The sequence below is a fragment of the Variovorax terrae genome, assembly GCF_022809125.1.
GTDB classification, from domain to species: Bacteria; Pseudomonadota; Gammaproteobacteria; order Burkholderiales; family Burkholderiaceae_C; genus Variovorax_A; species Variovorax_A terrae.
The window spans coordinates 1111292-1135887 of record NZ_JALGBI010000001.1 but is presented as its reverse complement, the minus strand read 5'-3'; the positions used below and the strand labels follow the sequence as shown (position 1 = coordinate 1135887).

Annotated in this window: 20 protein-coding genes; 6 read left to right on the top strand and 14 right to left on the bottom strand. The window is 69.6% G+C overall.

From position 1 onward, the window contains the following. Window positions 1–11: 11 nt before the first annotated feature. The 6 genes from MMF98_RS05310 to MMF98_RS05285 form a co-directional block, all read right to left on the bottom strand. Window positions 12–986 carry a Bug family tripartite tricarboxylate transporter substrate binding protein gene (locus tag MMF98_RS05310; RefSeq protein ID WP_243305049.1) on the bottom strand — a complete coding sequence of 325 codons (975 nt, stop codon included), beginning with the start codon at window positions 984–986 and terminating at the stop codon, window positions 12–14. A gap of 22 nt (window positions 987–1008) precedes the next feature. Beyond that, complete coding sequence (locus tag MMF98_RS05305; RefSeq protein WP_243305047.1) at window positions 1009–1971, bottom strand: Bug family tripartite tricarboxylate transporter substrate binding protein; 963 nt, start codon at window positions 1969–1971, stop codon at window positions 1009–1011. A 78-nt stretch (window positions 1972–2049) separates the two neighbouring features. Beyond that, window positions 2050–2988, bottom strand: coding sequence for a site-specific tyrosine recombinase XerD (gene xerD, locus MMF98_RS05300; RefSeq protein ID WP_243305046.1), 939 nt, complete (start codon window positions 2986–2988; stop codon window positions 2050–2052). Continuing rightward, window positions 2985–6113 (bottom strand): response regulator, encoded by a 3129-nt coding sequence (locus MMF98_RS05295; protein WP_243305044.1) that lies wholly within the window; start codon window positions 6111–6113, stop codon window positions 2985–2987. The genes xerD and MMF98_RS05295 overlap by 4 nt, the downstream gene beginning before the upstream one ends. A gap of 33 nt (window positions 6114–6146) precedes the next feature. Next, window positions 6147–6539: a response regulator gene (locus MMF98_RS05290; protein WP_243305043.1), complete on the bottom strand. Its 393-nt coding sequence runs from the start codon at window positions 6537–6539 to the stop codon at window positions 6147–6149. 87 nt (window positions 6540–6626) lie between these two features. Next, window positions 6627–7589, bottom strand: a complete 963-nt coding sequence (locus MMF98_RS05285) for a tripartite tricarboxylate transporter substrate binding protein BugE (RefSeq protein WP_243305040.1) — start codon at window positions 7587–7589, stop codon at window positions 6627–6629. A 100-nt stretch (window positions 7590–7689) separates the two neighbouring features. Here MMF98_RS05285 and MMF98_RS05280 point away from each other — a divergent pair, with 100 nt between their 5' ends. Further along, on the top strand, window positions 7690–8613 hold the full coding sequence (locus MMF98_RS05280) for an AEC family transporter (RefSeq protein WP_243305038.1): 924 nt from the start codon (window positions 7690–7692) through the stop codon (window positions 8611–8613). A gap of 75 nt (window positions 8614–8688) precedes the next feature. Here the strand turns inward: MMF98_RS05280 and MMF98_RS05275 are convergent, their stop codons facing one another. After that, entirely contained in the window at window positions 8689–11982 is a 3294-nt protein-coding gene (locus MMF98_RS05275; protein ID WP_243305036.1) for an NHL repeat-containing protein, read from the bottom strand. 32 nt (window positions 11983–12014) lie between these two features. Continuing rightward, window positions 12015–14612, bottom strand: coding sequence for a pentapeptide repeat-containing protein (locus tag MMF98_RS05270; RefSeq protein WP_243305034.1), 2598 nt, complete (start codon window positions 14610–14612; stop codon window positions 12015–12017). A 184-nt stretch (window positions 14613–14796) separates the two neighbouring features. On the opposite strand from MMF98_RS05270, the gene MMF98_RS05265 reads away from it, so the two are divergent. Next, window positions 14797–15852 (top strand): helix-turn-helix domain-containing protein, encoded by a 1056-nt coding sequence (locus MMF98_RS05265; RefSeq protein WP_243305033.1) that lies wholly within the window; start codon window positions 14797–14799, stop codon window positions 15850–15852. Here the strand turns inward: MMF98_RS05265 and MMF98_RS05260 are convergent. The 4 genes from MMF98_RS05260 to queG all read right to left on the bottom strand — a co-directional run bounded on the left by MMF98_RS05260 (window position 15849) and on the right by queG (window position 19793). Further along, entirely contained in the window at window positions 15849–16643 is a 795-nt protein-coding gene (locus MMF98_RS05260) for an ABC transporter ATP-binding protein (RefSeq protein WP_243305031.1), read from the bottom strand. The two genes, MMF98_RS05265 and MMF98_RS05260, sit on opposite strands and share 4 nt — an antisense overlap. Window position 16644: 1 nt before the next feature. Continuing rightward, window positions 16645–17541 (bottom strand): ABC transporter permease, encoded by an 897-nt coding sequence (locus tag MMF98_RS05255; RefSeq protein WP_243305029.1) that lies wholly within the window; start codon window positions 17539–17541, stop codon window positions 16645–16647. A 69-nt stretch (window positions 17542–17610) separates the two neighbouring features. Beyond that, on the bottom strand, window positions 17611–18588 hold the full coding sequence (locus MMF98_RS05250) for an ABC transporter substrate-binding protein (protein WP_243305027.1): 978 nt from the start codon (window positions 18586–18588) through the stop codon (window positions 17611–17613). A gap of 149 nt (window positions 18589–18737) precedes the next feature. Further along, window positions 18738–19793 carry a tRNA epoxyqueuosine(34) reductase QueG gene (queG, locus tag MMF98_RS05245; protein ID WP_243307309.1) on the bottom strand — a complete coding sequence of 352 codons (1056 nt, stop codon included), beginning with the start codon at window positions 19791–19793 and terminating at the stop codon, window positions 18738–18740. Between the two features lie 27 nt (window positions 19794–19820). Between queG and tsaE the strand changes: the two genes are divergently transcribed. The 4 genes from tsaE (at window position 19821) to MMF98_RS05225 (ending at window position 22716) form a co-directional block, all read left to right on the top strand. Further along, the gene (gene tsaE / locus MMF98_RS05240; RefSeq protein WP_243307308.1) at window positions 19821–20324 is read left to right on the top strand and encodes a tRNA (adenosine(37)-N6)-threonylcarbamoyltransferase complex ATPase subunit type 1 TsaE; all 504 of its coding nucleotides are present in this window, start codon (window positions 19821–19823) and stop codon (window positions 20322–20324) included. Beyond that, entirely contained in the window at window positions 20321–21736 is a 1416-nt protein-coding gene (locus MMF98_RS05235) for an N-acetylmuramoyl-L-alanine amidase (protein WP_243305024.1), read from the top strand. Before tsaE ends, MMF98_RS05235 begins: the two co-directional genes overlap by 4 nt. A gap of 295 nt (window positions 21737–22031) precedes the next feature. Continuing rightward, window positions 22032–22253, top strand: a complete 222-nt coding sequence (locus MMF98_RS05230; RefSeq protein ID WP_243305022.1) for a glycine zipper domain-containing protein — start codon at window positions 22032–22034, stop codon at window positions 22251–22253. Window positions 22254–22500: 247 nt separating this feature from the next. After that, entirely contained in the window at window positions 22501–22716 is a 216-nt protein-coding gene (locus tag MMF98_RS05225; RefSeq protein ID WP_243305020.1) for a glycine zipper 2TM domain-containing protein, read from the top strand. A gap of 48 nt (window positions 22717–22764) precedes the next feature. On the opposite strand, the gene MMF98_RS05220 is transcribed toward MMF98_RS05225, so the two are convergent. Then, complete coding sequence (locus MMF98_RS05220) at window positions 22765–23244, bottom strand: aromatic-ring-hydroxylating dioxygenase subunit beta (RefSeq protein WP_243305018.1); 480 nt, start codon at window positions 23242–23244, stop codon at window positions 22765–22767. Next, a complete protein-coding gene (locus tag MMF98_RS05215) occupies window positions 23241–24551 on the bottom strand; it encodes an aromatic ring-hydroxylating dioxygenase subunit alpha (protein WP_243305016.1) in 1311 nt (436 codons plus the stop codon). The genes MMF98_RS05220 and MMF98_RS05215 overlap by 4 nt, the downstream gene beginning before the upstream one ends. Between the last annotated feature and the right edge of the window lie 45 nt (window positions 24552–24596).

Here is a 24596-nt window from a genome sequence, read left to right as displayed (position 1 = left end):
AGCGGCCTCGCCTACTCCGGGCGGATGCCGGCCGCCTTGATGATGCGGCCGTTGTTCTCGGATTCGGTGGCGATGGCGCGCGCGAAATCGGCGGCCCGCCCGCCCGTGGGCACGTTGTCGGTGGCTTCGAGCTTGCGGCGGATCTCGGGCAGCGCCAGCGCCTTGTTGATCTCGGCGTTGAGGCGCTCCAGCACGGCCGCGGGCGTCTGGGCCGGCGCGAAGACGCCGAACAGCGAGCTCAGGTTGGCCGCGCCCAGGCCCAGCTCGGCCAGCGTGGGCACGCCCGGCAGCGCGTCCAGCCGCGCCGGCGCCCCCACGGCCAGCGGGCGCAGCTTGCCGGCCTGGATGTGCTGCATCACGGCCGGGCCGGCGTTGGTCGAGAGAATCTCGAACTGGCCCGACAGCGCGTCGTTCATCTGCTGGCCGCCGCCCTTGTAGGGCACGTGCGTGATCTCGACCCGGGCCGCGCCCATGATCTGCGCCAGCATGATGTGCCCGACCGAGGCCAGGCCCGAGGTGGCCCAGCGCACGGCGCCCGGCCGGGCTTGCGCCGTTGCCAGCAGCGCGCGGAAATCCTTGCTGTCGCAGGCCGGCGTGGCCAGCAGCAGCACCGGCGAGTACATGACGCTGGCCACCGGCGCGATGTCCTTCTGCGGATCGAACGGCGACTTGCCCAGATGCGGGTTGAGCACCAGCGGGCTGATGGCCGCGAAGCCCAGCGTGTAGCCGTCGGGCGCGGCCTTGGCCACGGCGTCCATGCCGATGCTGCCGCTCGCGCCGGCCCGGTTGTCGATCACCACCGGGGTGCCCAGCTGCGCGGCCAGCCGGTCGCCGAGCGTGCGCGCCACCGTGTCGCTCACGCCGCCGGCCGGGTAGGCCACCACGATGCGCAGCGGCTTGGCGGGCCAGGCCTGGGCCCGTGCCAGCGCCGGCCCCAGGGCCAGCAGCGCCATGGCCGGCAGTGCGGCCCGTCGGGAAACAGTCATGGAGTCATCCTTTTGAAAAACATCAATCGAGCTGCAGCTTGCGCTCGCGGATCAGCTTGGCCCATTTTTCATTGTCGGCCTTGACGAAGGCCGTGAACTCGGCCGGGCCGCTGCCGTGCACCTCGGCCCCCGCGCCGGCGAACCGGGCCTGGATGTCAGGCTGGGCCAGCACCTTGGCCAGCTCGGCCGCCAGCCGGTCCACCACCTCCCTGGGCAGGCCGGCCGGGCCGACCAGCCCCTGGAAGCCGACCGACTCCATGCCGCCCAGGCCCAGCTCGCGCACCGTGGGCACGTCGGGCAGCTGCGGGTCGCGCTTCGGGCCGGTCACCGCCAGCGCCTTGAGCTTGCCGCTCTTGACCTGCGGCAGCAGCACGCTGCCCGCGTCGATCAGCAGCTGGGTCTGCCCACCGATCAGGTCCTGCACGGCCGGGGCGCTGCCCTTGTAGGGCACGTGCGTCACGTCGAGCCCGGTGGTCTGGTTCATGAGCTCGCCATTCAGGTGGGTGGAGGTGCCGGCCCCGCCCGAAGCAAAGTTGACCTTGCCGGCACGGGCGCGGGCCCAGGCCACGAACTCCTTGAGGTCTTTCGCGGGATGGTCGGGCCGCGTGACCGCGATGTAGCTGCCCTGGCTGATCTGCCCGATGTAGGTGAACTGCCGCACCGGGTCGTAAGGCATCTTCTGCAGCAGGTAGGGCGCGATCGCGAACGGCCCGGTGTTGGCCAGCAGGATGGTGTAGCCGTCGGGTGCGGCGCGCGTGAGCTCGGTGGCCGCCAGCATGCCGCCGGCACCGGGCTTGTAGTCCACCACGATCTGCTGCTTGAGCGCCTCCTGCAGCGGCACCTGCACCGTGCGCGCCGCGAAGTCGATGCCGCCACCGGGCGGGTAGCCCACGATCAGGCGGATGGGTTTGGCCGTGGGCCAGGCCTGGGCCAGAGCCAGGCCGGTGGCGCCGAGCAGCGCCGCGGCGGCCAGAAATTTCTTCATGGAGGTCTCCTCGTTGTTGGTGGCGCCATTATGAAAGCCCCTTCGGCGCCGGGGGTACGAACCGGTAACGAACGGATGTCAACCGCGCGGATGGTGCTGCGCATGCAGCTGCTTGAGCCGCTCGCGCGCCACGTGCGTGTAGATGGTGGTGGTGGAGATGTCGGCATGGCCCAGCAGCATCTGCACCGCGCGCAGGTCGGCGCCGTGGTTCAGCAGATGGGTGGCGAACGCATGGCGCAGGGTGTGCGGCGACAGCGGCACCGTGATGCCGGCGGCCAGGGCATGCTTCTTCACGATGATCCAGAACATCACGCGGCTCATGCCCGCGCCACGGCCCGTCACGAACAGGTCTTCCGTCTGCTGCCCCCCCAGGATGGCGGCGCGCGCCTCATCCAGGTAGCGCTCGATCCACTCGCGCGCCACCTCGCCGAACGGCACCAGGCGCTCCTTGCTGCCCTTGCCCAGCACGCGCAGCACGCCTTCGCTCATGCTCACGTTGAAGGTCTTGAGCGTCACCAGCTCGCTCACGCGCAGGCCGCTGGCGTACATCAGCTCCAGCATGGTGCGGTCGCGCAGGCCCAGCAGCGTGTCCGCGTCGGGCGCGGCCAGCAGCGTTTCCACCTGATGCTCGGTCAGCGTCTTGGGCACGCGCAGGGCCTGCTTGCCCGCCTGCAGGCGCAGGGTGGGATCGGCGGTGATCAGGCGCTCGCGCAGCGCCCAGCGGAAATAGCGCTTGAACACTGTGAGCCGCCGGTTGGCCGAGGTGGCCTTGCCCTTCTCGCGGTAGCGCAGCGCCATGTAGTCGTTGAGGTCGGCCTCCTGGGTCTGCGGCAGCGTGCGGCCCTGCCCGGCCAGCCAGCGGCTGTAGAGCGCCAGGTCGCGCCGGTAGGCGGCCAGCGTGTTGCGCGACAGGCCGTCTTCAAGCCAGAGTGCATCCACGAAAGCATCGATGAAGGCGTCGATCCCGGCGTCGGCGCGGGCAGCCTCGGTGCCCGTCTTCGAAAGCGTTGGCGTCATGATGGCTGCAGCGAGGCCCGTTCCTGCGCAATCCGCGCTTCCAGCCGCGCGATGGCCTGCTCCAGCACCTGGGCGTCCTCGCCGTCGGCCGCGTGTTCAATGGCCTCGCACAGCCGGGCCATCTCCTCGAAGCCCCACATGCCCAGCCCGCCCCCGCAGCGGTGCGCGAGTTCGCGCAGTTCGCGCCGGTCCTGCGCGGCCCATGCCTCGCGCATGGCCTGAACCAGGTCGGCGCGGGATGCGAGAAAGGCCGGCGCCTCGGCCTGCAGCGCCGGGTCCAGCGGCGCCATGGCCCGCGGGGGCCGCGCCAGCCACGGCGCCAATGTGGCGCGCAGCGTGTCGCGCAGGATCGGCTTCGCCAGGAAGCGGTCTGCACCGGCCGCCAGTGCCCACTCGGCGGCCTGCGGCGAATCGTCGGACGACATCATGACGATGCCGCAGGCCGGCAGCTGGTGCGCCGCCTGCCGCGCACGCAGTTGCCGGATGGTTTCCAGCCCGTCCATCACCGGCATTTCCAGGTCGATCAGCAGCGCATCCGGCCAGTGGCGCTGTGCGGCATCGAGCGCGGCGCGGCCGTGCGCCGCCATGTCGATGACCAGCGAGGCGCCCGGCAGGCTGCGTTCGATCACGAGCCGGCTGTATTCGTCATCGTCCACCACCAGCAGCCGGCCCGCCAGCGGGGGCGCCGCGCCTGCCGCTGCGGGCAGCTTGGGCCGCACCGGGCCGGGCACGGCGGGCGCCAGTGCCGGCTCTGCAGGCGCCAGCGACAAGACGACGGCAACGCCCTGCCCCGGCACATGCTCCAGCGCCAGATCGCCGCCCTGCACGCGCGCCATGAGCCGCGCGGAATAGGTGCCCAGCCCGGTGCCGCCCGCCTTGCCCTGGCTGAAATACTTGTCGAAGAAGCTGCGCGCCACCTCGGGCATCAGCATGCCGGGGTTGTGGATGCGCAGCCGCACCGGCGCGCCGGGCTCGAGGGTCACGCTCACGCAGCCGCCGGGCGGCGTGGCTTCGATGGCGTTCTTCACGAGGTTGGCCACGATGGCGTAGCACAGCAGGTCCTCCCCGCGCACGCGCAGCGCGGGCTCGCCCAGCGTGAAGCGGATGGCGACGCCGCTGCCCTCGGCCAGGCCGCGCAGGTCGGCCAGCACGCGCGCGGCCACCGCCGCCAGGTCCACCGCCTGCGGCGTGAACACGTAGCGCCCGAGTTCCATGCGGAACAGGCCCAGCGAGAGGTTGACCATCTCCAGCAGGCGGTAGCCCGCGCGCTCGGCCGCCGCCAGCAGCTCCTGCCGGACGGCCGGCGCGGTCTGCTCCTCGTCGCGCGCCATGCGCAGCAGGCCCAGCAGGCTGTTGAGCGGCGTCTTCAGGTCGTGCCGCGCCATGCGCTCCACGTCCTCGCGCAGCCGGGCATCGCGTTCGAGCTGGGCGTTCTGCCGCGCCAGCCGCCCGGCCTGCTCGGCCACCTGGTCGTGCGAGGCCTTGAGCCCCTCTTCCATCGCCCGGCGTGCGCTGATGTCGATGAACGAGCACAGGTAACGCAGCGTGGCGCCGTCGCTGCCGGTCAGGCTGATGGCCTCGGCCAGCACCCACAGCACGCGGCCGTCGGTGCGCACCAGGCGGTACTCGCTCGGCGGATGACGGACCTCGCCGCTGGCCACGCTGCGGTCCGCCAGCCGCTGCTCGAACTGCTGCACCACGGTCTCGCGGTCCTCGGGATGGACGAAGGCGTGGAAGACCGGCCCCTCGCCCTGGGCGGCTCCGGGCGGGTGGCCCAGCATCTCGCACAGGCGCGGCGAATAGCCATGGCGGTTGAGCGAGCTGTCCCAGTCGAAGATGCCGGCCTGCGTGGTGCGCACCAGCAGGTCGCCGCGCACACGCTGCTCCAGCGCACGCAGCTCCTCGGCGTTGAGCGCGCGCGTGAGCCGGCGCGCGATCACGATGCCCGGCGCCAGCGCAAAGGCCAGCAGCCCCAGCGGCGTGAGGCTGCGCAGCCAGAAGCCCGCGCTGTAGAGCGCGGCATCCACCGCCACCACGAGCAGCAGCACGACCAGGCCGGCCAGCAGGATCGCGGCCTCCACGCCGCGCCGCCGTGCGGCCACCGCCACGGCCCGGGTGATGTAAAGCCCCATGGCCACGCACAGGGCCTGGCCGAAGGGCACGAGGTGGCTCGACAGGCGTGCCGGCGTCACCAGCACCGTGGCCATGGCCAGCCCGAGGATGGCCAGGAACACGCGCACCACGCGCCAGCGCATCTCGCCGGGAAACAGGTTGTGCACCAGCAGCAGGAAGGTGGCCATGCAGGCGTACCACGAGAAGTACTCGATGTGCAGGTAGGTTTCCCAGCCAACCTGGAACGGGAAGGACAGCAGCAGCAGCCGCTCACCCATCATGTCCGAGAACGTGGCCTCCGCCAGGCAGAACAGCCCGAAGAACAGCGGCGTGGCGTCCTTGCGGCGGGTGGCATAGAAGAAGGCCGAGAGCAGCAGCAGCACCGCATAGCCGCCCAGCAGCGCCGCGCTGCTGGCCAGCTGCCGGCGCGCGTCGCGCACCAGGACATCGCGCGGCCCGGCCTGCGGCGCGCGCACCATGCCGCCCAGGCGGTGGCTGAAGTTGGACACCTGCACGCGGATGTCGAGCGGACAGGCGAACGATTCGGAAATCGTGATGCGCGGGCTGGGGGCCGGGCGGGCCGCTTCCGCCTGCGTGCCAGGCTCGCCCTGCTGGGCGACCAGCCGGCCGTTCACATAGAACCGCGCGGCGCTGCGCTCCTGCGGCAGCGCCAGGGCCAGCGATTCACCGGCCGGGCACTGCAGCCTCAGCGCATAGGTGCCCCAGCCGTCGCCCCCGGCCGCCTGCGCCGTGGCGGGCCAGGCGTCGTTCCAGGCACCGGGTACCGCAATGGCCTGGGTGGGCAGTTCGGGCGACGAGGGGTCGAGAAACCGGTGCGCGGCAAACAGCCATTGCCCTTCGAGCGCGATCCCACGCGCCGGCACCTCGTCCAGCGTCATGACGCCCTGGAGCGCGAGAGGTGCGCCCGCCGCGCCGGCGAACGAAGGCAGCAGCCAGACCCACAGCAGCAGCCACCCGGCCCGCCCCATCAGGCCCGGCAGGCGTTGCGGCAAGTTCGGGCCTGGCACGATGTGGAGAGGCCGGCGTCAGCCGACCAGTGCGCCGCGGATCACTTCGAGCAGTTGCCCGGTGTCCGAATGCTTGGAGATGCCCATGTAGCCGCCAAACTGGTCGCCCAGTTCGACCACGGCACGCCGCGGCAGCAGGGAGGTCAGGAACACCACCGGCGTGAAGCGGGTCTGCTCGTCCAGCGACAGCGCCAGGGCCACCTCGTCGCCCGTCATGCGGGGCATGTTGATGTCGCACATCACCAGGCGGGGCTTGAGGCCGCGCACCAGCTCCACCGCCGCCGCGGGGTCGGTCAGCCCGGAAACGCGGTAGTGGCCCGCCAGCCGGGCCCGCAGGGCCACCGCGACTGCGTGGTCGTCATCGATGACGAGGATGAGCGGCAGCCCGGGGTCTGTATCGAAAGCGGTCATGGCGCGGGACGAGAGGTTGTTCGGATGATAGCGGCTCAAAACACAAAGGCCGCCCTGGGGCGGCCTTTGGTCAGGAGGGCAACGCCATCACTCGAGCCGGAGCTTGGCGTCGTCCACCACCTTCTTGTAGACGCCGTACTCGGCCTTGATCTCGGCGGCGAACTGCTCGGGCGTGTTGCCGATGATCAGCGAGCCCGTGTCCTCGATGCGGCGGCGCACGGCCGGCTCCTCGAGCACCTTGCGCACGGCGGCGTTGACCTTGTCCACGATGTCCTTGGGCAGGCCCTTGGGCCCGTAGAGGCCGTAGAACGCCATGCGGTTGACCGGCTCCAGCCCCACTTCCTTGAAGGTCGGCACGTTGGGCAGCACCGCCAGGCGGGTCGGCGCGGCCACCACGATGGGCACCAGGCGGTTGTCCTTGATGAAGGGCAGCGCGGACGGCAGGTTGTCGAAGATCATCGGCACCTGGCCGGCCACCGTGTCGTTGAGCGCCGGGCCGGCGCCGCGGTAGGGGATGTGCGTCACGAAGGTGCCGCTGAGGTTCTTGTACAGCTCCATCTGCAGATGGCCGATGCCGCCGGTGCCGGAGGACGAGTACGAGTACTTGCCGGGCGATTTCTTGAGCTCGGCCACGTAGCTCTTGTAGTCCTTGGCCGGGAAGCCCGGGTGCACCGCGATCACGTTAGGCGTGGCCGCGATGTTGACGATGGGCACGAAGTCGGTGAGGGAGTTGTACGGGATCTTGGGGTTGATCGCGGGATTGGCCGCCACGGTGGAGACCGTGGCCACCCCCAGCGCATAGCCATCGGGCACGGCATGGGCCGTCTCGTTGGCGCCCACCACGCCGCCGCCGCCGGCACGGTTGACCACCACCACCGGCTGGCCCAGCACCTTGCCCAGCGGGTCGGCGATGGTGCGGGCCACGATGTCGGTGGTGCCGCCGGGCGCGAACGGCACGACCAGCTGGATCGGTTTGGTGGGATAGGCTTGGGCAAAGGCCGAGCTTGCCGCTGCTGCAATCGTGAGGGCAATCCATTGACGGCGTTGCATACGAGAATCTCCTTGAGGGTGACGGGACGAATGGGGCATCGTAAACGCAAGAGTCGTTCCCTCATGCTGTGGATTACGCATAAGGGCAAACCCGAAGTCCATGGGTTATTCTCAGCCGGTGAACTACGCCCAACTCCTCTTTCCCGACTTCACCCTCATCCTCTGCGGCTACCTGGTCTGCCGCTACACCGCCCTCAACCGCACCGTCTGGGACCAGGTGGAGAGCCTGGTCTATTACTTCCTGTTCCCGGTGCTGCTGTTCCAGTCCATCGTCAAGAGCCCGCTGGACCTGGGCGAGGCGTCGAGCCTGATCGGCGCCGGGCTGCTCATGGGCGTGATCGGCATCGCGCTGGCCTATTCGCTGCCGCACCTGCCCTGGATCGGCGCGCGCATCGACCGGCGCGAACATGCGGCCAGCGCCCAGGTGGCGTTCCGCTTCAACTCGTTCATCGCACTCGCGCTGGCCGATCGACTGGCCGGCCCGCAGGGGCTGCTGCTGATCGCGGTGCTGATCGGCGTCTGCGTGCCGCTGTTCAACGTGGGCGCCGTCTGGCCCATGGCGCGCCATGCGCAGCGCGGCTTCCTGCGCGAGCTGCTGCGCAACCCGCTGATCATCGGCACCGCCTCGGGGCTGCTGGCCAATCTGCTGGGGTTCCGCATTCCGGTCTGGCTGGAGCCCACCATCACGCGCATCGGCGCGGCCTCGCTGGCGCTCGGGCTGATGGCGGCCGGCGCCGGCATGCAGCTCGGCACGCTGGCGCGGGCCAAGACCCTGGCGGTGAGCGTGCTGGGCATCCGCCACCTGCTGCTGCCGCTGGTGGCGCTCGGCCTGTCGCGCCTGTTCCGGCTCGACTCGGTGCAGACCACGGTGCTGCTGTGCTTCTCGGCCCTGCCCACGGCGTCGAGCTGCTATGTGCTCGCCGCGCGCATGGGCTACAACGGCTCGTATGTGGCCGGGCTGGTCACGCTGTCCACGGTGCTGGGCATGGCCAGCCTGCCGTTCGCGCTGGGCGTGCTGCGGTGAATGCTATCTTTAACGTAGCAAACAATCACCGCCCGATGCGGACCTTCGCCCTATTTCCCTGATATTTCGGGTTTTTCAGATCACGCCGGGGATCCAGAGGCTGACCGAGGGCTCGGCCTGCCCGGTGCCGCGGCCCGCGTAGAGGTTTTCGTAGTTCAGCGTGTAGACGTCGCGGAACACGCTCACCGCCAGCTTGCCGGCCACCACGTTGGGCGTGCTGGCGACGAAGGTGCCGGTCTTGTCGTAGATGTCCATGAAGTACTGGCCGGTTGCCGTGTTGCGCAGCAGCACGTAGATCAGGCCCGTGGCCTCCGTGGAAATGTCGAGGTAGGCCACGGGGCTGTCGATGCTGCGCAGTGCGAACCAGGTGGAAGCCTTGAAGATGCGCACCGGGTTGGCGCCGGTGTCGAAGGCCTGCACGCGGCTGTTGCGCGCCTCCACCACCAGGATGGTGCCGTCATGCATCACGGTGGCCACCACGGGGCCCAGCATCAGCCCGTCGCGCTGGCCCGGGCCGGCCAGGGACTGGGCCAGCGGCGCGTCCGCGTCGGCCACGGGATTCGCCGCGGGCGTGAGCACCTCCATCTTGCTGTCGGCCGAGTTGAAGCTGATGAGCTTGCCCGTGGGGTGGATCAGGAAGGCGTCGGACGACAGGTTGAAGCGCCCCACGGCCTGGCCCGCGCCGTCGAACGCCGCCGGCATGTTCACGCCGGGCGTGGTCACGCGGCGCACCACCGTCTGGCCCAGCGTGGTGTCGATGTAGAAACCGCGCCCCGAGGGGCTGTCCCGGTCATAGGCGATGCGCGGCGGCGTGGAGAAGCCATACGGCAGCCGCGTGAAGCCGGCCTGGGGCGTGTCGGTGACCGACAGCGCCGCCAGGTGGTAGAGCTGGCCCGAGCCCGAGCCGTCGCGCGTGCTCACGCCGTCGATCCGGGCCCGCCAGCCGTAGCCGACCGCGCCGCGCGGGTCGCTCAGGGTGATGCCCATCAGCTCGCAGAGCTGGCCGGCCTGCAGGCAGTCCAGCGGGTTGTCGGGCGGGGTGGCGGTGGCCGCCCAGACGTGGTTGCCGCCGCCATCCAGCGCGGTCTTCTGCTTGTGGGCGTAGCGCGTGCGGCTGCCGATCATCGGCGGGATTTCCTTGATGGTCAGGCTGGCGGCGTTCTGCGTGTTGTCCACCTCGCTGGCCGCGCCGCTGCCCACCAGCTCGCCGCTGGCGGTGAGGAAGGTCACGGTCAGGTTGACCTTGCCGCCCTGCGGCAGGCCCTGGAAGGTGTAGACCAGCGGCGCGGTGCGCGTGGTCGAGGGCATGGCGATGGCTCCGGACTTGCGCGGCGAGGCGCCGTCGCACACGGCAACGAGTTCGTAGCTGGCTGCCGCGTTCGGAAAGCCCGCCGCGTGCGCCGGGTCGTGGTGGATGGTCACGGCCAGGTCGTGCGTGAGGCCGACCTCGATGGCATAGGTCCAGGGCGAGTTGGCCACGTTGATGGAGGTGCGCGTGATCTGCGCCGCCAGGCCGGCGGCCATCACGGCCTGCAGGATCAGCCCGATGCCGAAGGTGGTGGCGCTGGACGCCGCGGCCACGGTCTGGCCCTCGATGAGCGAGTCCGTCATCAGCTCGAACAGCAGCGGTACCCCCTTTCGCAGGACGTTGAGTATCGGAATGATCAGGGAGTTGTACGTACTGGTGTCGTGGTACGTGCCGGACAGGCCGATGGCCACCATGGCTTTGACCACGGCCTCGGCCACCGTCAGCGCCAGGTCGGCGGCGCGCGTGAGCTTGCGGCAGAAGTTGGCGTAGCCTGCGCAGGCGCCAGACACCAGGAAGATGCCGGGCACCGCCAGGCACAGCACCGCGGTCATGATGGCTCCGGCATCGATGGTGGCCGGGTAGGTCTTGCTGCCCGCGCCCAGCCCGCCGGCCAGGATCATCAGCGTGGACGCCTGCGTGGGCAGGGCGATGCTGACGTCCACCACTTCGTCGGAAATCGGGATGCCCAGGATGGCGAACTGCTGGTTGATCAGCCGCAGGAAGCCGTCCAGGTCGCCGTTGAGGTTGGCGTAGGGGTAACGCCGCGCCGCGTCGGCCAACTGGGTCAGCGCGATCGGCTTGCCGGCGGCGTCCAGGAAGCGGGCGTACAGCCCCAGGTAGCGCAGGTAGGAGTTGCGCACCCGGAAGCTCACCGTGCGGTTGGTGTTGCTCAGGTTCTCCACGTAGAAGCCCGCGCCGCCGGAAACGTCGCGCCGCGTGAAGCTCTCGACCTTGTCGGCGGCCAGTCCAGCCCCCGCCTTCAGCAGCCCCGACCCCTGGCCCGCCGCGGTGGGCGTGCCGTCGTTAACGAACCAGCTCTTGCCGCGCAGCGCCTCGGCGGCCTGCGCCGGGTCCAGACCGGTGATGTTGGCCCCCAGGTTGGGGTCGTTCTTGATGAGGCCGGTCACCTGGACGATGGCCGCGCCCATCTTCAGCAGCGTTTCCTGCGAGTATTTCAGCGCGCAGACCTGGGTGCCGTCGGCGTCCAGCAGAGGGCGGCCGGTGTCGCTATCGACGACCGGCTCCAGCGTGGCCCAGCCGCCGGGCTGGGTGGCAGCCGGCCCCTGCGTGAAGATCGACACCGCCAGGTCGTAGACGAACTGGTTGCGGCACAGGATTTCCGTCTGGATATAGCTCAGTGTCGGCGCATCGAACGAACCCACTTCCGGGTGGTTGGACACCAGGGCAATGGCCTGGTCGAAGTAGTCCTTGTACTCGTCGTACTCCGGTCCCACGCAGAACGAGGCGCTGGCCGCCAGCGCCTGGATGCCCTGGGTGGACAGGCCGCTGGGGCAGGCGGAGAAAGCCTGGCGCAGCAGATCGCCCTCGGCCTTGCAGGTGGTGCTCAACAGGGGCTTGGCAGCCGAGGCCGCCGCCTGGGGCACGTGGTAGAACATCGTGTGCAGGCGCCAGTCGGCCGACGAGCCGTCCAGGATCTCCTTCACGTAGCACAGCTGCGGGCTGCTGGCCGTGAGCGAGGCCGACACCACATGCGTCAGCGCATCGTCGGGCAGCGTGGGAATCTCCTGGCGGATGGCCTGCAGGTTCTGCGGCGTGGCGCGCTGCAGCGGCGTCTCCTGGCTGCCCGCCACCAGCACGAAGCGTGAACTGCCGTTGCTGGCCGCCGCCGGCCCAAGGTTGAAGAAATACTGGCGCTGTTCCCGGGCGGCCGGATCGCCGGCCACGGTGCCGTCGCTGCCGCCGCAGCCCTTGAGCAGCGGCATCGCCCCTAGGCCCAGCCCCAGGCCGCCGCCCCAGCGCAGGAAGTTCCGGCGGTCGGTCTGGACCTCGTCCAGGAAACCCGCCATCAGGCGGTCAAACAGGGTGTTGGTGGATGGCATGGCGCTTCCTCTCTCCAGAAATCGCTGGCTAGTTAGTTGTGCAGGGACCAGCAGGTGTTGACGTTCGCGGTGAAGCCCGAGCCGCACAGCGGTGCCGGCCCGGCGGGCGGAGGCTGGCAACCGTCGGAGGCCGCTTTCGAGCCCGGGTCCAGCGCGCTCGTGGCGCCCTGGGGGCTGACCGGCAGCACCGTGGGACGCTGGTACGTGTACCCCACGCAGGTGGATTCGGGCTTGCTCTCGGTGATGCAGGTGGACAAGGACTTGCCCGACTGAAAGCCAGGGAAGCCGAGCAGAGGCTTCTCCAGCTTGAACTGCATGGCGCAGCCGGTCACCGGGTTGGGCTGAATCACCGCCCCCGTCCACCAGGCCGCGCGGATGTCGGCTGCATCCACGTTGCTGAAGTCCACCCCTTGCAGGTAGGCGCCGGCAAAATTGGTGGCCAGGATCGACAGCGGCTTGAGCTGCGCCTGACTCAGGTTGGCGCCCACCAGCACAGCCTTCTCGAAGCTCACGCCCCGGGCCGACACGCCGTCCAGCCCGAGGCCGGCCAGGTAGGCGTTGTCGAACTTGGCCCCGTCCAGGGTCGCGCCCGAGGCGCTAGCGCAGTTGAGCTTTTCGTACACGTCGCACGAGGTGCTGGGCTTGCAGGTGTTCTGCGTGGTCCCGCTGAAGAAGCTGGCGTACGACAGCGAGACGCCCGTCAGGTTGGCGCGCGACAGGTTGGCGTTGCGCAGATAGGCGCCGCTGAGCGTGGCCGGCGTCTGCTGGTCGCCCGAGGCGACGGACGCCCTGGCCTGCAACTGCGCCCCGCACAGGTTGGCCTCGTCGAGGTTGGCGTTCGACAGATTGGCGTGGTGCAGGTAGGTGGTGCGCAGGTCGGCTCCGCGCAAGTTCGCGCCGGCCAGTTCGGCATCGGTCAGGTTGGCGCGGGCCAGCCTGGCGCCGCGCAGGTCCCGGCCCGCAAAATTCAGGCCCGAGAGGTTGCAGTTCTCGCAGCTCTTGCTGGACACCACGACGTCCACCGTGTTGCGCACCACCTTGACCGACTTCACCGCGCCGTCCAGGCGGTGGCAGCCCGGCGACCACACCTGGCGCGAGCCGCCCAGTTCGCTCATGTAGGGCCGGTTGTAGAGCACCGCCTGGGTGGCGCCGCCCAGCTTCATGGAGCCGTCGAAGCTGCCGGCCGAGCCCGGCGACAGCACGGGCAGGTCGTACTGGTCCAGCAGCAGCGCCGGCCCGCTGCAATCCGGCGCACTGAACAGCGCCACTTCGCCCGGCACGGGGTAGGCCGCCGCCAAAAAGCCGGAGGGCCGTAGCCGGTACTTGGCCCGGTAGCGGATCTGCTGCGTACTGGACGAGAACATCGCGCCCAGGAAGAGGTCCACGCCGAACAACGAGTCGATCACCTCGATCTGCCGTTCGGCATGCCCGTACGGCCCCGGCGCGGGCAGGTCGGCACGCAGCCCGAAGGTACGCCCCTGGGGCTCGTAGGCGCTGACGAAGACCGGCCCCGCCGCCGGGTGCAGATGGTAGTACGCATCAATGACATCCCACCCGAAGCCCACCAACGGGAACACGGCTGAATCCGCCACCGCGACCGAGGGTACGGCCTTGTCAGAGCATTTGTAGGGCTTGCCGAGTTGCGACAGCCGGCCTCTGGCGTCTTTCGTGAATTTGAAGAAGTTGGCGCGATCGAAGACGTAGGCCGCGCGCGACTTGGGATGGGTCGCCACCGCCAGCATCCCGGCACACGTGAGATAAGGGTCGATTTCCGTGGCATAGACCACCGCCGGGGTGAACACCCCGTTGCCCAGGGCGGACACCGCCTCGATCAGGTAGTAGTCGTCGTCATCCGCCGATGCCCCCAGCAGGCGCTGCGTCGCCGCCTGCTGCTGGGCCTGCGGCATCTGTACGAACACCGGGCGCGGCTCGTCCTGTCCCGCCGGCAGCAGATGCACCCGCACCTGGTGGACGCCGGACTGGGCATCGAACTGCCCGCAGTCGCCCGCCTGGCTGATCGCCAGCGCCGTGCGGCCCTGCGGGTCGATCACGGTCAGGCCGTCGGCGGCGCTGTCCTGCCCGTCCACACAGAAGCGGTAGCTGCGTTGCTCCAACTGCATCGGGTACTGCACGGTCTGCGCCGATGAGGTGCCGCCCAGCACCACCACCTGGTCCGCCCGCGCCACCAGAGTGGAGTCGCCCTGCAGGTCCGCGGCGTTCAATGACTGCGCCGGCGCCGGCGGCTCGGCATAGCGCCAGGTGCCGCCCGCAATGAGCACGCGCACGTCCTGGAATACTTCCACGTCCATGTGCAGCCGGGGCACGGTCAGCAGGAAAGGCCCGGTGGCGGTAGGCAACTGCTCCAGCGCCGCCGCGGGGCTCAGTGTCGCGTGGTTCTCCAGCGGCCGTGCCTCGACGACCTGATAACCCAGCAGGGATACGCTGCCGTCGTCCGCCAGCTTCAGGCGCACATGGGCGTACCACTGGTCGCCGGCCTGCAACAACGGCAGCTCCAACACGTCCACCGTCGACAACAGACTGGCCACGCCGACCCGTGCCGGCGCATCGCCCGGCCCCGACACGCCGCCCGAGCCGCCGCCACAGGACGACAGCGCCAGGATGGCCGCCAAGGCAACCGCGCACCCCCCCGGCGCGCGTGGCCGCGCCGGGCAGAACTGGGAGAAGGATTGAAGGATGGGCATAGGGGCGTCAAAATACGTAAATATCGTAAAAAACCCCACCGCCACGCTCTTGATGCGGCGTCTCAATGTGGCGGGCCTTCACGACACAGCCGTACATGAGCTCCGTACCGCCATGACTGCCACCCGCCAGCTCGGCCCCCTGGTCAACCGGCTGCCGCACACCCGTTCGCACGCGGGCGTGCCGGGCCAGCTCCATACCTTCTCGACCGGCCCCATTCCCCACCGCGAGCGCTTCGAGGCCGTGCGCGCCGCCCACCTCGGACGCATGACGCTGCAGCGCCCGGACGAAGGGCGGGAACGCCCCTTCGATCTCCACATTCAGCGCATCCTGGGACTTGACACGCACCTGATGGAGAACATCTCCGACGGCCTGATCGCCGAGCGCACCCCCGCGCAAGCGGCGCGCGACGGAGTGGACTACCTGAGCATCAACCTCATCACCCAGGGCAGCGGCTGCGTGGTGGAGCACCAGGGCCAGGTGCAGCGGCTGCGCGCGGGCATGGGCTATTTCGTCGATTCGGCCGAACCGATCCGCTTCCACATGCCGCGCCACAGCACGCTGTCGCTGTTTCTGCCGCGCGAACGGGTGATCGAGGCGCTGGGCCAGGTGCCACGGCAGGTGCCGGCGCAAGGGCTGCTGGCCAGCGGCGTGGGTGCCGCGCTGCGCGCGCAGATGCGGGCGATCGCCGCCAACGCGCGGCGCATGGCGCCCGAGGAACGCATCGTCCTGATCTCCGCCTGCACGGACGTCGCGCTGCTGGCGCTGCGTTCAGCGAGCGAGGCCCACCGGGCCGCGCCGCAGCACACCGGGTTGTACCACGCCGCCTGCCAGTTGATCGAAGCGCGCTGTGCCGACCCCGCGCTGACGCCCGACGCGCTGGCCCAGGCCCTGGGCTGCTCGCGCGCCACGCTGTACCGGGCCTTCCGCCTGCATGGCGATGAGGGCAAGGGCGAGGGCATCACGCAGCGCATCTGGGAAGCGCGACTGGAAGCCGCCGCCCGGCTGCTGGCCTCGCCGGCGAACGCCCGGCTCAGCCTGGCGGGCATCGCCCTGCGCTGCGGCTTTCTGGACGCTTCAGGCTTCAGCCACATGTTCCGGCGGCGCTACGGGATGGCGCCGCGCGAGGCGCGGGCCTGCGGGAGTCAGGGACTGTTCACAGGCGCCTAGCCCAGCAGCAGCGCGTCGTCGGAGACCTTCTCCCCGCGCGTGCGCTCGAACAGGCGCAGCAGGTCGGGCACGTCGAGCCCGGCGCGCTCGCTGCCCGCCACGTCGAGCACCACCTGGCCCTGGTGCAGCATCACGGTGCGGTCGCCGTGGTCCAGCGCCTGGCGCATGCTGTGCGTCACCATCATGGCCGTGAGCCGGCTCTCGCGCACGATCCGGTCGGTCAGCTCCAGCACGAACGCCGCGGTCTTCGGGTCGAGAGCGGCCGTGTGCTCGTCCAGCAGCAGGATGCGCGAGGGCTTGAGCGAGGCCATCAGCAGGCTCACGGCCTGCCGCTGCCCGCCCGACAGCAGGCCGATGCGGTCGGTCAGCCGGTGTTCGAGGCCGAGGTTGAGGATCGAGAGCCGCTCACGGAACAGCTCGCGCAGGCGGCGGTTCAGCGCGAAGCCGAAGCCCCGGCGTTCGCCGCGCGACATGGCCAGCGCCATGTTCTCCTCGATCGTGAGCGCCTCGCAGGTGCCGGCCATCGGGTCCTGGAAGACCCGGGCCACCAGGTCGGCGCGCTGCCAGGCCTGGCGGCGGCTGACGTCCACGCCGTCGATCTCGATGCGGCCCTCGTCCATCAGCAGGTCGCCCGAGATCGCATTCAGGAACGTGGATTTGCCAGCGCCGTTGGAGCCGATCACGGTGACGAACTGGCCGGCCGGGATGTCCAGGCTCAGGCCGCGCAGCGCCTTGTTCTCGATCGGCGTGCCCGGGTTGAAGGTGACGCGAAGGTCCTTGGCGTGCAGCATGTCAGCCCCCCGCCCCGCGCCCGGAGCGCCACTTGCGCCGGAGCATCGGCAGCACCAGCGCGAAGGTCACCAGCAGGGCCGCCACCAGGTTCAGGTCCTGCGACTTGAGGCCGATCAGGTCGCTGTTGAGGGCCAGCGCGATGAAGAAGCGGTACAGGATGGCGCCCAGGATCACCGCCAGTGTGACCCAGACCAGCCGGCGCGCGGGCAGGATGCTCTCGCCGATGATCACGGCCGCCAGCCCGATCACGATGGTGCCGATGCCCATGGAAATATCGGCCCCGCCCTGGCTTTGCGCGAACAGCGCGCCGCCCAGCGCCACCAGGGCGTTGGACAGCGCCAGCCCCGCCATCGTGGCCAGGCCGGTCGGCACGCCCTGGGCCCGGGCCATGCGCGGGTTGGCGCCGGTGGCGCGCAGCGCCAGCCCGATCTGGGAGGAAAAGAACCAGTCGAGCAGCAGCTTGGCCGCGATCACCACGACCAGCAGCACCAGCGGGCGCTCGACATAGTCGGGCAGCAGCTCGGGCAGCAGCAGCGTGAAGACGGTCGGCTCGGTGATCAGCGGCACATTGGGCTTGCCCATGATGCGCAGGTTGATCGAGTACAGCGCCGTCATCAGCAGGATGCCGGCCAGCAGGTCCATGATCTTGAGGCGCACGTTGAACCAGCCGGTCAGCAGCCCGGCCAGCGCGCCCGCCAGCACCGCCACGGCGGTGGCGAGGAACGGGTTGGCGCCGGCGGCGATCATGGTAGCCGCCACGGCGCCGCCCAGCGGGAAGCTGCCGTCAACGGTCAGGTCGGGGAAATTGAGGATGCGAAAGGAAATCAGCACCCCGAGCGCAACGAGGCTGAAGATCAGGCCGATTTCCAGCGAGCCGAGGAAGGAATAGAAGGTCATGTCGCTTGGTCGCCGGAGGATCGGGCCGCGCAGCCGGGCCGGACGCCCGCCGCGCGAGACGGCCGCAGCCTACTTGATGATGGTCTTGGCCGACTTCAGGAAATCGGCCGGCAGCTTGACGCCCTGCTTCTCGGCCGCCGTGGTGTTGACGAACAGTTCGAGCTTGTCGCTGGTTTCGGAGGCGATCGCGCCGGGCTGCTCGCCCTTGAGGATGCGCACCACCACCTTGCCGGTCTGGCGGCCCAGGTCGTAGTAGTTGATGCCCAGGGCCGCAATGGCGCCACGCTTGACGCTGTCGGTGTCGGAGGCGATCAACGGGATCTTGGCGTCGTTGCCCACCTTGACCAGCGCCTCGTAGGCCGACACCACGTTGTTGTCGGTGTTGGTGTAGATCGCGTCCACCTTGCCGATCAGGCTCTTGGCGGCGGAGCTGATGTCCACCGTACGGGGCGCCGCGGCCTCCACCAGCGTGATGCCGTGCGCGGGCAGCAGCTTCTTGAACTCGTTGACCACCACCACCGAGTTGGCCTCGCCGGGGTTGTAGACCATGCCCAGGCGCTTGACGCCGGGCACCACCTTCTTGAGCAGCTCGATCTGCTTTTCCAGCACGAGCTGGTCGGACACGCCGGTCACGTTGGTGCCCGAAGGCTTCCAGTCCTTGACCAGCTGCGCGGCCACCGGGTCGGTCACGCCGCTGTAGACCAGGGGGAGGCTCTTGGTCGCGGCCACCACGGCCTGCGCCGACGGCGTGGCAATCGCCACGATCACATCGGGCTTGTCGCCGATGAACTTGCGCGCGATCTGCGCGGCCGTGCCGGGGTTGCCCTGGGCGCTCTGGTATTCCCACTTGAGGTTCTTGCCGGCCTCGTAGCCCTGGGCCTTGAGCTCATCCTTCACGCCGTCGCGGATGGCATTGAGCGCGGGGTGCTCGACGATCGCCGTCACCGCCACGGCCTTGTCGGCCGCCCAGGCCGGCGCGGAAAAAGCCGCGGCCATCGCCATAGCGCCCAGTGCCGCGCCCAGTGCGGTCTTGCTTGCCTTGAACATCTTTGATATCTCCGGGAAATACAGGGGGAAATCGATCGGGCGGCCAAGTGCGCGGAGGCATGCGCGCGGCCCGCTCGCAGAGAGGGAAAATTATAGTCCGCGGGTGCCGCCGCTCTCGGGCCGCGGCGCTTCCTGCGCGCCGCAGGTGTTCAGTCCGGCGATGCGGATTGCATCAGCGCCCAGTCGAGGTGCTCGCGCACCAGGGGCGAGGCGCTGTGCCGGCGCGCCTGCAGCGCCGAACGCAAGGCCTCGGCTTGCGCCGGGCCCGTGCGCAGCGCGTTGCCCAGGGCCACCGCGATGTTGCGCAGCCAGCGCTCGTGGCCGATGCGCCGGATCGGGCTGCCTTCGGTATGGCGCAGGAAATCCTCCTCGCGCCAGGCCCAGAGCGTGGTGAGCTGCTGGCCGCTGAGCCCGGCCCGTTCGTCGAAATCGGGCAGCGCGTTGCGCTGCGCGAACTTGTTCCAGGGGCAGACCAGCTGGCAGTCGTCGCAGCCATAGATGCGGTTGGCGATCAGCGGGCGCAATTCGAGCGGAATCAGGCCGGCGTGCTCGATCGTCAGGTAGGAAATGCAGCGCCGCGCATCGAGCCGGTGCGGCGCCACGATGGCCTGCGTGGGGCAGATGTCGAGGCAGGCCTGGCAGCTGCCGCAATGGGCCGACACCGGATCGCTGGGCGGCAGGGCCAGGTCGATGTAGATCTCGCCGAGAAAGAACATCGACCCGGCCTCGCGGTTCAGCACCAGCGTGTGCTTGCCGCGCCAGCCCTGGCCGCTGCGGGCCGCCAGCTCGGCCTCCAGCACCGGGGCCGAATCGGTGAACACGCGGTGGCCGAACGGACCGATGTGCTGCGCGATGCGGTCGCTCAGCTTCTGCAGCCGGGAGCGCAGCACCTTGTGGTAGTCGCGGCCCCGCGCGTACATCGAGACGATGCCTTCCGCCGGACGCTGCAGGCGCGCGAACTCGACGGCCTGCCAGCCCTCGGGCGTGGCGGCCGCCAGGTAGTCCATGCGCGCCGTGATCACGCTCACGGTGCCCGGCACCAGCTCGGCGGGGCGCGCGCGCTTGAGTCCGTGCTGGGCCATGTAGCCCATCTCGCCGTGAAAGCCAAGCGATAACCATTCAAGCAAACCCGCCTCGGAGGACGATAAATCCACACCGGCCACGCCAATTTGGGAAAATCCCAGTTCACGGGCCCAGGCCTGGATCTGCCCAACGAGCTGAGGACTGTCGATCTGAGTGCTGCTGAACGTCACCTGCCCATTGTAGAAACCGCTGCCCGCGAAGCGACGGCCACCGTCGTCTGGCACAGCGAGGACGACACCCGGGCCTTTGCCACCCGCCTGGCCGCGCGGCCCGCCCTGCGCCACGCCTTCATCGAACTGCACGGCGAACTCGGCGCCGGCAAGACCACGTTCGTGCGGCACCTGCTGCGCGCGCTGGGCGTGCCGGGCCGCATCAAGAGCCCGACCTACGCCGTGGTGGAGCCGCACGAGGTGCCGGGCCTGGCGATCTGGCATTTCGATTTCTACCGCTTCAACGACCCGCGCGAATGGGAGGACGCGGGCTTTCGCGACATCTTCGCGAGCCCGGGGCTCAAGCTCGCCGAGTGGCCCGAGAAGGCGCAGGCCCACATCCCGCGCGCCGACCTGGCCGTCACGATAGAAACCGCTGCCGATGAATCACGAAAAGTCACCCTCACCGCGCAGACCCCTGCCGGCCTGGAACTGCTGCCATGAAGCGCCGTGACCTGCTCCAGGGCGGCACGCTGGTGCTGCTGCTCGGCGCGCAGCAGATCGCGCGCGGCGCCACCATCGTGGCCGTGCGGGTCTGGCCGGCGCCAGACTATTCGCGCGTGACCATCGAGTCCGACGGCCAGCTGAGCGCCAAGCAGTTCTTCGTGGCCAGCCCGCCGCGCCTGGCCGTGGACATCGAGGGCATCGACCTCAACCCCGCCCTGCGCGAGCTGGTGGCAAAGGTCAAGGCCGACGACCCGTTCATCAGCGGCATCCGCGTGGGGCAGAACGCGCCCGGCGTGGTCCGGCTGGTGGTGGACCTCAAGCAGCCCGTGCTGCCGCAGGTCTTCACGCTGCCCCCGATCGCGGCCTACCAGCACCGGCTGGTGTTCGACCTCTATCCCACGCAGGCGGCCGATCCGCTCGAGGCGCTGATCGCCGAGCGACTGCAGGACAGGCAGCAGGCCGACGGCGCACGCCAGGCGGCCAGCGCCGGCCTCGCGTCGTCAGGCTCGGCCGGCAGCACCCGCGATCCGCTGGGCGAGCTGATCGTGCAGCAGACACGCAAGCCCGCGGCTTCCGAGCCGCGCCCGGCCACTCCTAATTCGATAGCAGACAAAGACCGCGCGACGCGGACATCGGCCCCAAATGACACCAAAAACCCGGCGGAGGGCGCCGTCGCCGCAAAAACCGACCGCCTGATCATCATCGCGCTCGACCCCGGCCACGGCGGCGAAGACCCCGGGGCCATCGGCCCGAGCGGCACGCGCGAAAAGGACGTGGTGCTGCAGATCGCCCACCGCGTGCGCGAACGCATCAACGCCACCACGGTGAACGGCAACAGCATGCGCGCCTTCCTCACGCGCGATGCCGACTTCTTCGTGCCGCTGGGTGTGCGCGTGCAGAAGGCGCGCCGGGTGCAGGCCGACCTGTTCGTGAGCATCCATGCCGATGCCTTCTTCACGCCCAGCGCTCGCGGCGCCAGCGTGTTCGCGCTCAGCAACGGCGCGGCCTCGAGCACGGCCGCGCGCTGGATGGCAGACCAGGAGAACAAGGCCGACCTGATCGGCGGCATCAATGTGCGGGCCAAGGACGCGCAGGTGCAGAGGGCCCTGCTCGACATGAGCACCACGGCCCAGATCAACGACAGCCTCAAGCTCGGCAGCGCGATGCTGGGTGAGATCGGCAACATCGCCAAGCTGCACAAGCCGCGGGTCGAGCAGGCCGGCTTCGCGGTGCTGAAGGCGCCCGACATTCCTAGCGTGCTGGTGGAGACCGCCTTCATCAGCAACCCCGAGGAAGAGGCCAAGCTGCGCAGCGACGACTACCAGGAGCAACTGGCCGACGCCATCATGCGCGGCATCCAGCGCTACTTCGCCCGCAACCCGCCGCTGGCGCGCAGCCGGCCGTTGTAGAGTTCCCCCCCGAAGCGCCTGCGGCGCCTCCCCCCAAGGGGGCGCCACCGGCGGCCCGGCAAAGCCGGTTCCGCGGTGGCCCTGGCCTGCGCCTGCGCCTGCGTTCACTGTCACGGGTGTGCGAAGCACCAACTGATACACGGGCCGGCGGCCCTGCGCCCGTTACATCGCGACACCCACTGATACGCGGTATCGATGTTTTCCTGCGGGTGGGCGCCTTGCCCGCCCTTAGAGTCGGGGCACAGGCGCTGCGCATGCAGGCGCAGCCTGTTCCTTCAACGAAACGGTAGACGAAATGAAAATGAAATTCCTGATGGCCGCGACCGCGGCGACCCTGCTGGCCTTGACCGGCTGCGCTTCCAACCCGACACCGCGGCAGGTGGGCACCGCCGCCGGCGCGGTGGTCGGCGGGGTGGTGGGCAGTTCGCTGGGCCTGGGCACGGTGGGCACGGTCGGTGGTGCCGCGGCCGGCGCGCTGATCGGCAACGAACTGGGAGGCAACCAGCGCCGCCGCTGACCGCCGCACGCCCCGCACGCCCGCGCGGCCCCACCGGGCTCGCGGGCATGGCGCGGCCCTCTCCCGGGGCCGTGTCGGGCCACCCGCTCGCGAAAGGGCGGGATGCGCCCACGGGCCGCCGGGGCCTTCTCCTACAGCCTCCGGCCTGCCCCGCACCTAAAGTCCATGTACAGGCCGGTCGAACCGCCTCGTTTGACGGGACCGGCTCGACCGCTGGCCTGCATGAAACCTGGAAAGGGTGAACGACATGAAGACGAAACTCCTGATGGCCATCGCGGCCGCATCGCTGGTGGCGCTATCTGGCTGCGCCTCCAACCCGAGCCGCCAGCAGATCGGCACGGCCACCGGCGCCGTGGTGGGCGGGGTGGTCGGCAGCTCCGTGGGCCTGGGCACGGCCGGCACCGTCGGCGGCGCAGCCGCCGGCGCCCTGATCGGCAACGAGCTGAGCAAGAATCGCCGCTAAATCGCCGCGGTTGGCCCCAGCGCACCGCTTGGGGTGCCGCCGCTGTGCTCAGATCGGATAGATCAGCGAATTCAGGACCATCTCGCTGTCATAGACGCACAGGCGGCTCCTGAATTTCATCCCCTCCGGGGTCTGCACGATCTCGTCGATGTAGCGGCCCACGTTGTAGACCTCGCTCACCCCGCCGGGCCGCGTCCGGAACACCGCATAGTTCGCCTCGGCCCGAATCACGCCGCCCTCGACGGCCAGCATCCGCGCCGGGCTCACCACGTGCCGCATGTAGTAGGGGCCGTGGTAGATCGTCTGGGTGACGCCATACACGCGGTCCTTCATCATCCCCTGGCTTTCCAGCGCCATCAGCGCCAGCGGCAGCCCGCGGTCGAAGTTCTCGCGCGCCTGCACGGTGTAGCGCCCCTCGGGCACGAAGAAGCCGGGCCAGTCCTCGAAGCGCTGTCCGTCCAGCGCCGCGGCATAGGCGGCGTTGAGCTGATCGACCTCGAACTGCCGCTGCAAGTGTTCCAGGCTCATACCGCCATCACCTTCTTCCAGTAGGCATACATGCTGCGGATCAGCGTCTCGGTGACCATGTGCTCGGTCGCCTCGGTACCGGTGCCGCCGAGCTCGCACAGCGTGGCCCCGCCCTCGCCGCCTTGCCGGAAGCCGTCCTGGCTGAACTCGATCACCTCGCCATCGTCCGCGCTCACGAAGCCGGCCGGGCCGAACAGGTTGGCCTGGCGCAGGCGCCGGCGCGTCATCTCGGGCGTGTCGTCGGCAAAGCCGAAATGCGTCCAGACGAAATCGAACGTCCCTTCGCCGCGCGGCACGATGTGGCGCGTGCTCAACGAGTTGACCTGCTGCTGGATGATCAGGCTCGGGAACAGCGTGATCATGGTCACGGTCGGCATGATCTCGCTGCCCGGATTCGACGGGTCGGGCACCTTCCACCAGGGCTCGGGCACGACGTCGAGCAGCCGGTCGTCGTTCAGCGCCATGTTGGCCTTGAAGCTGGTCACGCCCTCGGTGACGGTCTTGTTCTCGCCGCCGTCATTGCGGCGCGAGATCATCACCGCGTGCCGGCCGTGGGCGTCCATCACCATGCGGCTCTTCTGGTCGGCGCGCCACAGGCCGAAGGTGACGAACCAGGTGTGCAGCAGCCCCGGGTGGTAGGGGTCCTTGATGTTCTCCATCATCAGCTTCCAGTTGCCCGGGATGCGCTGGCGGTTGTAGCCCAGCAGCGTGAGCTGCCGGCCCTGGAAGATGCGGTTCAGCCAGGGCATCACCTGCGGGCCGAGGTAGTCCTCCAGCGGCTCCACCTCGTCGCTGAAGCTGGCGAACACCAGCCCGTGCAGCACCGCCACACGCAGCTTGGTCAAGCCGTGGTCCTTGATGTCGAATCCCGGCGGCATGCCGCCATTGACGCACTCGCCGTCCTTCACGCCGTCCTTGAACGGCAGGCCCGCGAGGTCGCCGTTGAGCTTGTAGGTCCACTGGTGGTAGGGGCAGACAAAACTGCGCGCCGTGCCGTGCGGCTGCTGGCAGAAGCGCACGCCGCGGTGCGCGCAGCGGTTCTCCACCACGCGGACGCCGGTGTCGGTGCCCCGGTCCTTCGGGGCCACGCGGTCGCGCACCATGATCACCTGGCGCTCGCCGACCCAGCTCAGCCGGTAGTCCCCGACCTGGGGAATCTCGACCTCGAGGCCGACGTAGCACCAGTGCTTGCCGTAGAAGATGTTGTCGAGTTCGCGCTGGTAGAGCTGCGCGTCGGTGTAGGCCCAGAAGGGCACGCGGCTGGAACCGGGCTGGCTCCACCGCGACAGGGCCTGCGGTGCGTTCATGAGGGTCTCCTGGTGTCGCGTGATCGGGAAATCATACGCTTACTT

Excerpts from the sequence above, each read along its gene's own strand:
- MMF98_RS05310 (WP_243305049.1), bottom strand. The coding sequence starts at position 986 with ATGACTGTTTCCCGACGGGCCGCACTGCCGGCCATGGCGCTGCTGGCC.
- MMF98_RS05220 (WP_243305018.1), bottom strand. The coding sequence starts at position 23,244 with ATGAGCCTGGAACACTTGCAGCGGCAGTTCGAGGTCGATCAGCTCAAC.
- MMF98_RS05275 (WP_243305036.1), bottom strand. The coding sequence starts at position 11,982 with ATGCCATCCACCAACACCCTGTTTGACCGCCTGATGGCGGGTTTCCTG.
- MMF98_RS05290 (WP_243305043.1), bottom strand. The coding sequence starts at position 6,539 with ATGACCGCTTTCGATACAGACCCCGGGCTGCCGCTCATCCTCGTCATC.
- MMF98_RS05215 (WP_243305016.1), bottom strand. The coding sequence starts at position 24,551 with ATGAACGCACCGCAGGCCCTGTCGCGGTGGAGCCAGCCCGGTTCCAGC.
- MMF98_RS05280 (WP_243305038.1), top strand. The coding sequence starts at position 7,690 with ATGGGTTATTCTCAGCCGGTGAACTACGCCCAACTCCTCTTTCCCGAC.
- MMF98_RS05235 (WP_243305024.1), top strand. The coding sequence starts at position 20,321 with ATGAAGCGCCGTGACCTGCTCCAGGGCGGCACGCTGGTGCTGCTGCTC.
- MMF98_RS05305 (WP_243305047.1), bottom strand. The coding sequence starts at position 1,971 with ATGAAGAAATTTCTGGCCGCCGCGGCGCTGCTCGGCGCCACCGGCCTG.
- MMF98_RS05255 (WP_243305029.1), bottom strand. The coding sequence starts at position 17,541 with ATGACCTTCTATTCCTTCCTCGGCTCGCTGGAAATCGGCCTGATCTTC.
- MMF98_RS05265 (WP_243305033.1), top strand. The coding sequence starts at position 14,797 with ATGACTGCCACCCGCCAGCTCGGCCCCCTGGTCAACCGGCTGCCGCAC.
- MMF98_RS05230 (WP_243305022.1), top strand. The coding sequence starts at position 22,032 with ATGAAAATGAAATTCCTGATGGCCGCGACCGCGGCGACCCTGCTGGCC.
- MMF98_RS05285 (WP_243305040.1), bottom strand. The coding sequence starts at position 7,589 with ATGCAACGCCGTCAATGGATTGCCCTCACGATTGCAGCAGCGGCAAGC.
- MMF98_RS05250 (WP_243305027.1), bottom strand. The coding sequence starts at position 18,588 with ATGTTCAAGGCAAGCAAGACCGCACTGGGCGCGGCACTGGGCGCTATG.
- MMF98_RS05260 (WP_243305031.1), bottom strand. The coding sequence starts at position 16,643 with ATGCTGCACGCCAAGGACCTTCGCGTCACCTTCAACCCGGGCACGCCG.
- xerD (WP_243305046.1), bottom strand. The coding sequence starts at position 2,988 with ATGACGCCAACGCTTTCGAAGACGGGCACCGAGGCTGCCCGCGCCGAC.
- MMF98_RS05225 (WP_243305020.1), top strand. The coding sequence starts at position 22,501 with ATGAAGACGAAACTCCTGATGGCCATCGCGGCCGCATCGCTGGTGGCG.